Consider the following 13,029-nt stretch of genomic DNA (forward strand, 5'->3'; position numbering starts at 1 on the left):
ATCCTTATTTGTCATTTTTCAGCATTCGGTTAATGGACTGCTCCAGCCAGTAGCGCTGGGTGCCAAAATTAATCCGCAGGTAGTTTTCACCGTTTTGTACATAGTGGCTGCCGTCTTCTATGACCACGCCTGCCTGCCGTGCGAAATGTTGGGTTAGCTGCGTTGCGCTACGCTCATCCGCGCTTACGTCTATCCACGCCAGATACGACGATTCCGGGTTCATCATCTTCCACGCCGGGAAGTGGGTCTGGAGGGCATCCGCCAGATACCGGGCGTTGCCTTGCAGATAACCGTTCAGCGCGTCGAGCCAGGGCAGACCGTGTTGATAGGCCAGAATGATTCCCCATACCCCGAACAAATTGGGCGAGGTAATGGAGTTCTTCTCGAGCTGCTGGCGGAAGCGCTGGCGCAGCGAGTCGTCTGGAATCATGGAGTAGGAGGTTTTCAGCCCGCCCAAATTGAACGCTTTGTTGGGCGATGTGAGCACGATCAGGTTGTCCTGGGCGGCACAGCCAGAGGTGAGACAACTGACGAATTTGCCATCCAGAATGTGTTCAGCGTGAACCTCATCGACCACCAGAATCGTGCCGTAGCGTTGACAGAGATCGGACACCTGGCGTATTTCTTCCTCGCGCCAGATCCTGCCGGACGGGTTATGTGGCGAGCAGAAGAACCACAGCGTTGGACGGTGGGTTTTGAGCTGTTCTTCTATCAGATTAAAATCAAGCTGATAGCGGTTTTCCTCCACGCGCAGCGGGTTAGCCAGTACCTGCACGCCCTGGCGCTGTGCCGCCATCGCAAAAGGATCGTAGACCGGCGTGTTCATCATCACGCTGTCACCCGGTTTGCAGAATGCCTGAACCGTGTAGTGCAGCGTGGATACGGTGCCGTAGGTCAACGTGATCCACGACTTTTCCACCTCAACCTGATGACGTTTGCGCTGGAAGGCAATGACCGCGTCGTAGAATTCGTCAAAGCACCAGGTATAACCAAAGGTGCCGTGCTCCACGATGCGCCGGAAACCGTCAATCACCGCAGGTGGTGAGGTGAAATCCATATCGGCTATCCACAGGGGGATAAAGGACTCCGGGACGTCACCGAAACGCGAGCAAACAAAGGTATGGTCCCATTTACGGCACTTATCACTTTGACGCTCAATGATTTTGTCGAAATCAAACATCACTCCTCCTGTTAAATTAAGGCTTCAATGCCGGTTTTGACGCTCTGTACCTGCGGTCCGATGATCACCTGCACGCTATGCGCATCAAGCACCACCACTGACAACGCGCCTGCCGCTTTCAGCGCCTGCTGATCGATAAGGCCCATATCTTTCACCACCAGACGCAAGCGGGTAATACAGTTATCAAGCGACTCAATGTTCTCTTTACCTCCGAGCGCACGCAGGATAAGCTCGTGATCGTATTTTGATTTTCCGCGCGCGCGGGTGTTCGCCTCGACGGCTTGCTGTGCCCCCTGAACATCCACCTCGCGGCCCGGCGTTTTGATGTTGTGTTTGAGGATGTACCAGCGGAAGACAAAGAAGTAGATGGCAAACCAGGCAATACCAACCGGGAACAGCAGATACCATTTGGTCGACATTCCCTGCATCACGCCGAAAATCAGCAGATCCAGAATGCCGCCGTCGGTATTGCCGATGGTCACTCCCAGCAGGGCCATTACCATCAGCGCCAGGCCAGACATGACGATATGGAAGGCGTAAAGCGCGGGGGCGATAAACAGGAACAGGAACTCAATCGGCTCTGAAATACCGGTGACGACGGAAACCAGCACGCCGGAAAGCAGCAACCCCTTAATGACCGGCCGATTTTCCGGACGCGCGGTGCGGTAGATGGCGTAAGCCACGGCGGGTAAACCGAAGATAAAGGTCGGCATAAACCCTTGTGACAGAAACGCGGTAACGTGCGGGCTAAACGGCAGGCCGGCTTTGAGCTCGGCGTAGAAGATATTCAGCGCCCCGGCGACCTCATGGCCATTTACCATTTCAATGCCGCCTGCTGGGGTAAAACGCACCATCGCCAGCAGGATGTGGTGCAGACCAAAAGGTTTAAGCAGCAGCACGCCTACGCCGTAGAGGAAGGGGCCGAAAACGCTGGTGCTCTGGATGATATGCCCAATACCCGCGATGCCCAGCGCGACGTATTCCCACAGCATGGGAATGAACAGACCCACCAGCGACAGGGTGAGCGCGGTAATAATCGGCACGAAACGAATGCCGCTAAAGAAGGCGAAGGCGTCATGCAGAACCGTGTCCTGAAAACGGTCATGCAGAAAATAGGTGATAACCCCAACCACAATGCCACCTAATACCCCCATCTCCAGGGTTTGAATGCCCAGCACGATCGATTGTCCTACCTGTTTCATGGTGGCGGGGTCGGCAAGCTGGTGGGTAGCCGTCAGGTAATAATTAATGCTCATGTTCATCAGCATGTAGCCAACGAACCCGGCAAAGGCAGCGACCGCTTTGTTGCGCTTGGCAAGCCCCATGGGGATCGCCATGGCAAACATCAGCGGCAGATAGGTAAAAGCAAAGCCACCGACCATAGCGATAAAGCCAAAGGTCAACTGGGTAAATTCGCCGCCCAGAAAGGGAAAACTAGTAATGGTGGAAGGGCTGGTGACTGAACTACCGATACCCAGCAGCAATCCCATAAAGGCAAGAAGCGAAACCGGGAACATAAAGGTTTTTCCCAGACTTTGTAAAAACTCCCATAATTTTGATTTAAAAGATTTTTTTTGTGTCATATAGGGCTCCTCGAATTTTAGGATAATGGAAGGCGCTACCCGGTTTAAGGACGCGCCTTCATATTTGTGAGACTTATAATTATTTTGAAATATTGAGGTAATACGCTGTTGGATCAGGCCTCCGCCGGTAGCCGTAATCGATTTGCCGAGCCGCAGACGGCGATTTTGCTTCTGACCACCTCTTTCATGGCGTCCATGCCAACCCGCATGTAAAAGCACGGATCGTTGCTCTGCTGATTTTCAGCAAACCAAGCTTTGATGGCGTCAGAGAAGGCGATCTTCAACTCGGTTGCAACGTTGACTTTGCAGACGCCTGGCCCAATGGTGCGACGAACATACTCATCCGGCACATCGCTCGCCCCATGCAGCACAAAGCGGGCAAAACAAACGGCATAAATTCCATTTGTTTTGCCCGCTTTGTACTGCCTCACCATTTCTGTCAGATGTTTCACTTTCCTCTCCAGTTCAGATTGCTGCGATATTAATCTTTCGTTTTGTTTCAGTTCATACTGCGTCATGGTGAGATAAAAATAAAACGAAAGATAATGGTTTTCTGATCCGATTCACAAAAGAAACATAATGAAAGTCAGTGAAACGAGAGTAGCTTGCGCCAATGGGCAAGGTGGGCTTGCATTTGCTTAATAGAAAGGCGTTAATAGGCAAAACGAAATGAAACGAAAGTTTTACGAAAGGACTTACTATGAGTAATACCGACGCTTCAGGTGAGAAGCGAGTGACAGGCACCAGCGAGCGACGAGAACAGATCATTCAGCGTCTGCGACAGCAAGGGAGTGTGCAGGTTAACGATCTGTCGGCATTGTATGGCGTATCTACTGTGACGATCCGCAACGATCTGGCGTTTCTGGAAAAGCAGAGGATCGCTGTGCGTGCCTATGGTGGCGCGTTGATCTGCGATAGCACGACGCCGTCAGTCGAGCCATCAGTGGAAGACAAAAGCGCACTGAACACCGCGATGAAACGCAGCGTTGCGAAAGCTGCCGTTGAGTTGATTCAGCCAGGTCATCGGGTGCTCCTCGATTCCGGGACCACCACTTTTGAGATTGCTCGTCTGATGCGCAAGCACACTGACGTAATTGCGATGACCAACGGTATGAACGTGGCTAATGCGTTGCTGGAAGCGGAAGGCGTTGAGCTGCTGATGACCGGCGGGCATTTGCGCCGTCAGTCGCAATCTTTTTACGGCGATCAGGCTGAGCAATCGCTGCAAAATTACCACTTCGATATGCTGTTTCTTGGTGTAGATGCGATCGATCTGGAGCGCGGCGTCAGCACGCATAATGAAGATGAAGCCCGTTTAAACCGCCGGATGTGCGAAGTTGCGGAACGGATCATCGTGGTCACCGATTCCAGTAAGTTCAATCGTTCCAGTTTACATAAGATCATTGATACTAAACGTATCGACATGATCATTGTTGATGAAGGCATTCCTGCGGATAGTCTGGAAGGCTTGCGAAAGGCTGGGGTTGAAGTGATTCTGGTCGGGGAGCTCGCGTCTTCGCTGTGATTCACTATGCCCGATAAACAAGCGTTATCGGGCATAATACAACTTAATGTATGAAGAGAATATCAGGCCACCGGTGCCGGGTTAAACACTGCCAGCTGGTTATGCAATCCCCATTGATCCGAGAAAGTTTTCTTCTTCCCGCTGGCGACGTCGAGAATAAAGTGGAACAACTTCCAGCCCACCTCTTCAATGGTCTCTTCGCCGGTAGCGATAGTGCCTGCGTTAATATCCATTAAATCAAACCAGTGGTTCGCCAGCCCGGTGCGGGTCGCCATTTTAATGACGGGTACCGCCATCAGGCCGTACGTCGTACCACGGCCGGTCGTAAACACTTGCACGGTGATACCCGAAGCCACCTGTTGCGTGCCACAGACAAAATCGCTGGCTGGCGTCGCGGCGTAAATTAATCCGCGTTTAGTCGGGTGTTGACCGGGCGACAGCACTTCAACAATTGCGGTTTTACCCGATTTAGCAATGGAGCCGAGTGCTTTCTTTACCACGTTGGCGAGGCCGCCCTTTTTGTTGCCCGGCGAAGGGTTGGCGCTGCGGTCGGTTTTGCCCATATCGGGATAGTTATCGTATCAGGCCATCTCTTCGAGCAGACGCCTGCCCACTTCTTCATTGATGGCGCGTGGCGTTAACAGATGAATGGCGTCGCGTACTTCAGTGACTTCGGAGAACATCACCGTTGCGCCGCAGCGCACCAGCAGGTCAGAGTCGTAGCCGACAGCGGGGTTAGTGGTAACGCCGGAGAACGCGTCGCTGCCACCGCACTGCATGCCCACCACCATCACTTCGCCACCGAAGTTTGGGTTCAGCGCAATATTATGGATGGTGCGAATTGGCACCACGGCGGCCGGTACATTAATCGCTACGCCACAGCCGTAGAGGTGGTTCAAGTCGACCACGCCGTCGATGCTCGGGTATTTCGGCAGCAGGTCGCGTTCGATAATTTTAACCACGTAGTCCTCAACGTCTGCCATGTAGTGCACGCTGGTGGTAATACCCAACAGGTTTTTGGTGCCCACGCTGCCGTCGGCGTTGCGGTAACCTTCAAAGGTGTAATCTTCCTGCGGCGGCAGTGGCTCCGGCACTTTGGTCGCCCGAGGCAGGGTGTTAAGCGGCGGCGCTTTCGGTAGCGTGACCGTGGATTCGTCGATCCAGCTGCCTTTGGCGACATCGCGTACCGTGTAACCGATAGCGAATGATTTCACCATTATGAGGAAGGTTGTTATCCCTTTTCTGGCGTATTCGTCATTCCATTCGTATCCCCGGTACCGGATGTTTATATCGTACAGTGCCGGTGCTGGCGTGCTTTCCTGCAGGTCTGCACCGGTTTAACAAACAAAACTTAACAGAGTCTGAAGGAGTAGTATTCCGTGCAAATAACCGAAGCGTTACTTTCAGAGCCGGGAGATATCTGGCGTTTTGTTCAGCAGGCGGTGGACCACTGGCCGCGTCTGCTGGCAGTCCACTTCACGCTCTATTCGGCAGAAGGAAACATCAACGGGCAACAGATTCATGCATTCTGTACTGCCTTTTACCGACAGGTGCAAGAACATATTACTGAGCGTAATCACACTGCCAGTCCAGCACCGCCGGTGGTATTACGCTGGTTGCTGGAACAACATGGAGAAGCAACAATACGATGCCTGTTGCTGCTCAGCCAGGCGAGCATTTGCCATCTGCGGGTCAGTGCCACAGTTGATGAAGAATGTTCGCAAGTGGTGGATTTACTGCAACAGACCTGGTCGGGGATAAACGCTGGCGGACAATGTCGGTTGGAAAGCTGTTTTCAGGTTGACCGTTCAGGTACATTAGATCAGTTCGTTGTGCTAAAGACAACTGTTCAGTCCCTTATGTTACCCGTTATGGCAACAATAGCCAGGTGATAATCTGGTACGTTACTGGCTCTTCCGTTGATTCTTATGGGCTGATAAAGTTTTGTCTGCTGAATTTTTATACGGAATTCTTTTCAGTATGCGTACACGAATTGACTATCTGGCGGATAAATACGGTTTTACAGAATTGAATGAATCTCCATATCTTCGTCGGCAGTAGCAGGATGTTCTGGAGGAGTGTCGGCAGACAGAGGCAGGGCCAGAAGAACTGCTGCGTATTGCCCTGCTGAATGTGGATTACGTCACCAGTTTTGAACTGCCTTTTCGCTTGCTGCTTACCTGCACACCACAACTGATTGCTATGCTGCGTGAAGAATGGGACATCAGCCAGAAAAATGTGGTGTTCAACGATAAACGCTTTGGCTGCGTGTACAGCCTGAAGGCCAGTCTTTGTGGTGTGCTTCAGGCCGATGCTTAGGCGTTATACGAATCCGGCAGAGTAACGGAAGCCGCGTGTATGGCTCATTCCCGGAGAAGAATCCACGATGTGCATGTAAGAGTGCCAACCGACATCACCACGGAAGCCCTGCAGCGTATCGGTGAACTGTATGCCACCGAGGCAGAAGTCCGGGGATGTTCAGCAGAACAGCGTCTGGCAGCAAGAAAAGCCAGAGCTGCGCCACTGATGCAGTCACTGTATGACTGGATACAGACTCAGATGAAAACACTGTCGCGTCACTCGGATACGGCAAAAGCGTTCGCATACCTGCTGAAACAGTGGGATGGCCTGAATGTGTACTGCAGCAATGGCTGGGTGGAAATCGACAACAACATCGCAGAGAACGCCTTACGGGGAGTGGCCGTAGGCCGGAAAAACTGGCTCTTCGTGGGTTCCGACAACGGTGGCGAACATGCGGCGGTGTTGTACTCGCTGATCGGCACATGCCGTCTGAACAATGAGGAGCCAGAAAATGGCTGCGTTACGTCATTGAACATATCCAGGACTGGCCGGCAAACCGGGTACGTGATCTGTTGCCCTGGAAAGTTGAACTGACCGCTCAGTAAATATCAATACGGTTCTGACGAGCCGCTTACGTCAGCGAACGGCTCCCCCTGCGCAATACACTGCCAACTGAATAACGCATTCCTGTCAATACAGCTCTCGCTGTACACTTACGCTTCTACCAAAGCCATCAATACAATAGAACTCCGTCTAGATTAGACGGAGTTCTACTTATCCTGCATGAAATCGATATGACAGGCAGCCTGGTATTAGCTTTTTATACGCAGCACACTGACTTCTTAAACCACACTAGGAAAAATCACCCTATCCGCTTTCTCGGTATACTGAGAAAGCTGGTTGAAGTTCAGATAACGGTAAGTATCAACGGCGGTTTTATCTACCTGCGCCACGTAGGTCTGGTACTCTTCCGGCGTCGGCAGTTTGCCAATCAGCGCCGCAACAGCGGCCAGTTCCGCAGAAGCCAGGAAGACATTCGCGCCAGTACCCAAACGGTTCGGAAAGTTACGGGTAGAGGTGGAAACCACCGTCGCACCGTCTGCTACACGCGCCTGGTTACCCATACACAGGGAACAGCCAGGGATCTCGATACGCGCACCACTCTTACCGAAGACGCTGTAGTAGCCTTCTTCGGTCAACTGCGCGGCGTCCATACGGGTTGGCGGTGCCACCCACAGGCGGGTCGGCAGCTGGCCTTTATGCGCATCCAGCAGTTTACCCGCAGCACGGAAGTGACCGATGTTGGTCATGCAGGAACCGATAAACACTTCGTCGATCTTCTCGCCCTGTACCGCAGACAGCGGACGCGCGTCATCCGGGTCGTTCGGAGCACAGAGGATTGGCTCTTTGATATCCGCCAGATCGATGTCGATCACTGCCGCGTATTCCGCATCTGCATCGGCTTCCAGCAGCTCAGGATTCGCCAGCCATTTTTCCATGCCCTGAATACGGCGTTCCAGGGTACGATGATCGCCGTAACCTTCCGCGATCATCCACTTCAGCAGGACGATGTTGGAGTTCAGGTATTCGATGATCGGTTCTTTGTTCAGCTTGATGGTACAACCGGCAGCAGAACGCTCGGCGGACGCATCGGTCAGCTCAAAGGCCTGCTCAACTTTCAGATCCGGCAGACCTTCAATTTCCAGGATGCGGCCAGAGAAGATGTTTTTCTTGCCTTTCTTCTCAACGGTCAGCAGACCTTGTTTGATCGCATACAGCGGAATAGCGTGTACCAAATCGCGCAGGGTGATGCCCGGCTGCATTTTGCCTTTGAAGCGCACCAGAACGGATTCCGGCATATCCAGCGGCATGACGCCAGTTGCAGCAGCAAATGCCACCAGACCGGAGCCTGCCGGGAAAGAAATGCCGATCGGGAAACGGGTATGGGAATCACCACCGGTACCGACGGTATCCGGCAGCAGCATACGGTTCAGCCAGGAGTGGATTACGCCGTCACCCGGACGCAGCGACACACCGCCACGGTTCATAATGAAGTCCGGCAGCGTGTGGTGCGTATTCACGTCAACTGGTTTCGGATACGCCGCGGTGTGGCAGAAAGACTGCATCACCAGGTCAGCCGAGAAGCCCAGGCACGCCAGGTCTTTCAGTTCATCACGGGTCATCGGGCCGGTGGTGTCCTGTGAACCTACAGAAGTCATTTTCGGTTCGCAGTACGCGCCCGGACGAATGCCTTTCACACCGCAGGCACGACCTACCATTTTCTGCGCCAGCGAGAAGCCGCGATCGCTCTCAGCGACATCTTTCGCCTGACGGAACACATCACTGTGCGGCAGGCCAAGTGCTTCACGCGCTTTGGTGGTCAGGCCACGCCCGATAATCAGCGGAATACGGCCGCCAGCACGCACTTCATCAATCAGCACGTCGGTTTTCAGTTCGAAGGTTGCCAGCAGTTCGCCGGTTTCGTGGTTACGCACTTCACCTTTGTACGGGTAAACGTCAATTACGTCGCCCATGTTCAGGTTAGAGACGTCGACTTCGATTGGCAGTGCACCCGCATCTTCCATCGTGTTAAAGAAGATGGGTGCAATTTTACCGCCGAGGCACAAACCACCGCCGCGTTTGTTCGGCACATGTGGAATATCATCGCCCATAAACCACAGAACGGAGTTCGTGGCGGATTTACGCGATGACCCCGTACCCACAACGTCACCGACGTACGCCAGCGGGAAACCTTTCTGTTGCAGAGCTTCAATCTGTTTGATCGGGCCAACAACACCAGGCTGATCTGGCTCGATGCCTTCACGGGCGTTTTTCAGCATCGCCAGCGCGTGCAGTGGGATATCCGGGCGTGACCACGCATCCGGTGCCGGAGAGAGGTCATCGGTGTTGGTTTCGCCAGTGACTTTGAAGACGGTAACGGTCAGTTTTTCAGCCAGCGCCGGGCGATTCAGGAACCATTCGGCATCCGCCCAGGACTGCATTACCTGCTTCGCATATTCGTTGCCTGCTTTGGCTTTCTCTTCTACGTCATAGAAGTTATCGAACATCAGCAGCGTGTGAGAAAGTGCTTTGGCAGCGATCGGTGCCAGTTTGGCATCATCCAGCGCGTCGATCAGCGGATGAATGTTGTAACCACCCTGCATGGTGCCCAGCAGTTCGATGGCCTTTTCCGGTGTCAGCAGTGGGGATTTGGCTTCACCTTTGGCGACAGCAGCCAGGAAGCCTGCTTTGACATAGGCGGCTTCATCAACGCCAGGGGGAACACGGTTGGTTAACAGATCTAACAGGAATTCTTCTTCGCCCGCGGGCGGGTTTTTCAGCAGCTCTACAAGCGCGGCCATTTGGTTTGCATCCAGGGGTTTGGGCGCAATCCCCTCAGCGGCACGCTCAGCTACATGCTTACGGTATTCTTTTAACATAGTTAACTCCGGATATATTAATGATTCAGCGCCCGGTTAGGGACGCTAAAAACCAGGTGACAATTAGCAAATCGGCACTGCCGCCTGGACTGAGATTTCGTTCGATACACTCCCTGTCGAACTGCCGGAGATAATCGAGATCGGCGAGGGTTCGGATGCCCCCTTTTTGCAATAATGTTTGCGCCTCGCGCTGTAGCCAGCGCAGGCCCCCCTCGCCACCGCGCGATGCAACGTTGGTATCGCCGTTGGTAGCCATCAGTAGGAGCAAGGTATCGAGCAATGCCAGTTCAGGATCTAATCCCTGATCCAGCAGAGTGAGGTAATGCGGCAAGGCGTGGTTGATCACCAGTGGATAACCCGCTTCGGCTTCACCGCGTGCGCCGGTAAGGCCTAGCTGCTGGTACAACCGTTGACCTGCCGTCAGTTGTGAATTATTGGTACGCAGTTCACGATCGGTCAGGCCACGGCAGAAACTTGCCGCCGTAGAACATACGGTTGTTGGCGTTACCGGCTGGTTGAGCTGAAGCAAACGGCCAATTGCCGCACATAGCAGCCCTAAAGAAAAAATGCTGCCTTTATGCGTGTTTACGCCCGCAGTGGCGCGGAACATATCACCTTCGCAAGCCATACCAATTGGGCGTAATCCGTGGAGTACCGCTTCCGGTGCCATTTCTGCACTACAGGCACCAAATTCAATGAAACGGGGTAACCAGCCCTGAATCGCCAGCGCGCTGCGGTGAAAATCTTCCAGCGCCATATCTTTATGCGCACCGCAGTTAATCCGATCCACGAGGCCTGGTTTCGGTGACAGATTGACTTCAGTCAGCATGGCGCGCCAGCCCAGCAGGGCGTACTCATCGATTAATGACGTCGCAAGCTTTGTGGTTTTAGTTGACGTTGCAGGCATCGACATCGTTCAGCAGCGCCTCCATGCGGTTGAGTAAATCGGTCAGTTGATGGGTTTTTCCACGCGCGCAAACAGCTGCGCTTTGCTCGCACAACAGGCAGCGGCGAGGCGGCAGTGAATAATCGCGGCGGGAGAGAATGTCGCCTTCGGGCGTCAGGACATCGATATCCCATAACCGCCCGAGAGGATGATTATGTTCAAGCTCAATGGTGGCGAGCTTGAGGTCGCGAGCCGGGGCGGCAATGCTCAACATGCCCTCCGGCCCGCTGGCGGAAACCAGTGCAGCCTGCTCCTGAATTTGCCAGCCCTGTTTTGCGGCTAAGGCACGCAAGGCTGTCACGCCATGATTAAAAATTCGGCGTGTGACCTCGCTGTCTTTAATCGGCCCAGGCGCAACCACGGTAAAGGAGACCAGTGGAACAGGATGGCGCTTGAGCCAGGCGTGTTGCCGTGCTTGCCTTTCATCCCGGCTGACGAGCAGCTCGGGAATTGACACCGCATGGTGGCTGGCGAGTTCAGGAAGCAGGTGCATGACTTATTCCTTCACCTGATGCACAACATCGATCACCGAGCCATCGCGGTAACGCACAACGGCAACGACGCGGTCGGTGAATTCAATCGGCTGTGGTTCACCGGTCAGCAGACGCGCACGTTCACGCAGCCACTCAATAGAAACCACTTTGATCCCCGCTTCCTGCAGACGTTCTGCCAGCTCCGGACGTGCCGGGTTAACAGCGATGCCGTGGTCTGTGACCAGAATATCGACACTGGAGCCCGGGGTGATGCAGGTCAGCACGTTATCCACCAGCGTCGGAATACGACCGCGTACCAGCGGCGCGACGATGATGGAAAGCGCAGAGGCAATTGCGGTATCGCAGTGACCACCGGAAGCACCACGCAGTACGCCGTCAGAGCCGGTCAGCACGTTAACGTTGAACTGGGTGTCAATTTCCAGCGCACTCAGTACCACCACGTCGAGACGATCAACCGATGCGCCTTTCGACCCCCAGTTAGCGTACTGGTTGGCGCTGATTTCGATGTGATTGGGGTTACGGGCCAGCGATTGCGCAGCATGGCTGTCAAAGCTCTGCACATCCAGCAGTTTGCGGATCAGACCTTTTTCGTGCAGATCAACCATCGTTGCGGTAATACCGCCGAGGGCGAAGTCGGCGCGAATATCGCGGCTACGCATTTTGTCTTCCAGGAAACGGGTTACCGCCAGCGAAGCGCCGCCGGTGCCGGTCTGCATAGAGAAACCTTCTTTGAAGTAGCCAGAGTTAACAATCACATCCGCAGCGCTACGGGCAATAAGCAGTTCGCGCGGGTTAGTGGTCATACGGGTAGCACCAGCGCCGATTTTTGCAGCATCGCCAACGCGATCAACTTTGACGATCAGATCAACCTGATCTTGCTCAATGCTTGCCGGATTATGCGGATAAGGCAGCAGTTCTTCGGTAAGCATCACGACCTGTTTTGCGTTGTCGGCATCAACCATTGCATAGCCGAGGGAGCCGCAGCAGGCTTTACCGGAGTAGCCGTTGGCATTACCGAATTCATCACAGGACGGGACGCCGAGGAAAGCCACATCGATATTCAGTTCGCCGCTCTGTACCAGATGCACACGTCCGCCGTGAGAGTGGATTTGCACCGGTTCCGCCAGCAGACCACGGGAGATTTCTTCCGCCAGTGGACCGCGCAGGCCAGAGGTATAAATGCGGGTAACCACGCCCTGGCGAATGTGTTCTACCAGCGGCGCATGGCAATCACTCAGGGAGCTGGAGGCCAGAGTCAGGTTTTTAAAGCCCATCTTCGCGATGACGTCCATCACCATATTGACGATCAGGTCACCGCCACGGAAAGCGTGATGGAAGGAAGCCGTCATGCCGTCCTGTAAACCAGAGCGACGAATCGCTTCTTCCAGGTTGGCGCACAGTTTGCGATCGCGCGCTTTTTCAGCCTGGTAGGTTTGCTTTGGCGAGTTCTGGAAAGCGGCAAGATCGCATTCAGCGCGACGATTCCAGGCCGCTACCCGTTCTTGTCGTTGAGATTGTTCAATTTTCTGCGTCATTTTGATTGCCTTATTCTTCGCGGAT

Annotated in this window: 8 protein-coding genes and 5 pseudogenes; 4 read left to right on the forward strand and 9 right to left on the reverse strand. The window is 53.9% G+C overall.

The genetic code is table 11. The features are described 5' to 3' along the window. Window positions 1–4: 4 nt before the first annotated feature. The 4 genes and pseudogenes from ACJHW7_RS22475 to ACJHW7_RS22490 form a co-directional block, all read right to left on the reverse strand. On the reverse strand, window positions 5–1,180 hold the full coding sequence (locus ACJHW7_RS22475; RefSeq protein ID WP_000459229.1) for a MalY/PatB family protein: 1,176 nt from the start codon (window positions 1,178–1,180) through the stop codon (window positions 5–7). 11 nt (window positions 1,181–1,191) lie between these two features. Next, window positions 1,192–2,763 (reverse strand): maltose/glucose-specific PTS transporter subunit IIBC, encoded by a 1,572-nt coding sequence (malX, locus tag ACJHW7_RS22480; protein ID WP_001596146.1) that lies wholly within the window; start codon window positions 2,761–2,763, stop codon window positions 1,192–1,194. A gap of 113 nt (window positions 2,764–2,876) precedes the next feature. Then, window positions 2,877–3,134: pseudogene (locus ACJHW7_RS22485) on the reverse strand (class II fructose-bisphosphate aldolase); the annotation flags it as partial. A gap of 6 nt (window positions 3,135–3,140) precedes the next feature. Continuing rightward, a pseudogene (locus ACJHW7_RS22490) lies at window positions 3,141–3,215 on the reverse strand (aldolase); the annotation flags it as partial. Window positions 3,216–3,463: 248 nt separating this feature from the next. On the opposite strand from ACJHW7_RS22490, the gene agaR reads away from it, so the two are divergent. After that, window positions 3,464–4,288 carry an aga operon transcriptional regulator AgaR gene (agaR, locus tag ACJHW7_RS22495; RefSeq protein ID WP_072647658.1) on the forward strand — a complete coding sequence of 275 codons (825 nt, stop codon included), beginning with the start codon at window positions 3,464–3,466 and terminating at the stop codon, window positions 4,286–4,288. A gap of 62 nt (window positions 4,289–4,350) precedes the next feature. Here the strand turns inward: agaR and ACJHW7_RS22500 are convergent. After that, window positions 4,351–5,518 (reverse strand): annotated as a pseudogene (locus ACJHW7_RS22500) (UxaA family hydrolase); the annotation flags it as partial. 149 nt (window positions 5,519–5,667) lie between these two features. Here ACJHW7_RS22500 and ACJHW7_RS22505 point away from each other — a divergent pair. The 3 genes and pseudogenes from ACJHW7_RS22505 to tnpC all read left to right on the forward strand — a co-directional run. Next, on the forward strand, window positions 5,668–6,180 hold the full coding sequence (locus ACJHW7_RS22505; RefSeq protein WP_001167450.1) for a hypothetical protein: 513 nt from the start codon (window positions 5,668–5,670) through the stop codon (window positions 6,178–6,180). 88 nt (window positions 6,181–6,268) lie between these two features. Beyond that, window positions 6,269–6,589, forward strand: a pseudogene (locus ACJHW7_RS22510) (DNA-binding protein); the annotation flags it as partial. Window positions 6,590–6,607: 18 nt separating this feature from the next. Continuing rightward, a pseudogene (tnpC, locus tag ACJHW7_RS22515) lies at window positions 6,608–7,194 on the forward strand (IS66 family transposase); the annotation flags it as partial. Between the two features lie 237 nt (window positions 7,195–7,431). Here tnpC and acnB read toward each other — a convergent pair. From acnB to citF, 4 genes are read right to left on the reverse strand one after another with little or no spacing between them, the layout of a single operon-like run. Beyond that, complete coding sequence (gene acnB / locus ACJHW7_RS22520) at window positions 7,432–10,029, reverse strand: bifunctional aconitate hydratase 2/2-methylisocitrate dehydratase (protein ID WP_001596151.1); 2,598 nt, start codon at window positions 10,027–10,029, stop codon at window positions 7,432–7,434. 25 nt (window positions 10,030–10,054) lie between these two features. Continuing rightward, a complete protein-coding gene (gene citG, locus ACJHW7_RS22525) occupies window positions 10,055–10,942 on the reverse strand; it encodes a triphosphoribosyl-dephospho-CoA synthase CitG (RefSeq protein WP_001596152.1) in 888 nt (295 codons plus the stop codon). Beyond that, complete coding sequence (gene citX, locus ACJHW7_RS22530) at window positions 10,917–11,468, reverse strand: citrate lyase holo-[acyl-carrier protein] synthase (protein WP_000550406.1); 552 nt, start codon at window positions 11,466–11,468, stop codon at window positions 10,917–10,919. The genes citG and citX overlap by 26 nt, the downstream gene beginning before the upstream one ends. A gap of 3 nt (window positions 11,469–11,471) precedes the next feature. Next, on the reverse strand, window positions 11,472–13,004 hold the full coding sequence (citF, locus tag ACJHW7_RS22535; protein ID WP_040235191.1) for a citrate lyase subunit alpha: 1,533 nt from the start codon (window positions 13,002–13,004) through the stop codon (window positions 11,472–11,474). Window positions 13,005–13,029 lie beyond the last annotated feature (25 nt).

This window comes from Escherichia sp. WS1152 (genome assembly GCF_046487665.1).
GTDB lineage: Bacteria > Pseudomonadota > Gammaproteobacteria > Enterobacterales > Enterobacteriaceae > Escherichia > Escherichia coli.

Coding starts and splice junctions, on each gene's coding strand:
- citF (WP_040235191.1), bottom strand. CDS start 13,004: ATGACGCAGAAAATTGAACAATCTCAACGACAAGAACGGGTAGCGGCC.
- citG (WP_001596152.1), bottom strand. CDS start 10,942: ATGTCGATGCCTGCAACGTCAACTAAAACCACAAAGCTTGCGACGTCA.
- citX (WP_000550406.1), bottom strand. CDS start 11,468: ATGCACCTGCTTCCTGAACTCGCCAGCCACCATGCGGTGTCAATTCCC.
- agaR (WP_072647658.1), top strand. CDS start 3,464: ATGAGTAATACCGACGCTTCAGGTGAGAAGCGAGTGACAGGCACCAGC.
- malX (WP_001596146.1), bottom strand. CDS start 2,763: ATGACACAAAAAAAATCTTTTAAATCAAAATTATGGGAGTTTTTACAA.
- ACJHW7_RS22475 (WP_000459229.1), bottom strand. CDS start 1,180: ATGTTTGATTTCGACAAAATCATTGAGCGTCAAAGTGATAAGTGCCGT.
- acnB (WP_001596151.1), bottom strand. CDS start 10,029: ATGTTAAAAGAATACCGTAAGCATGTAGCTGAGCGTGCCGCTGAGGGG.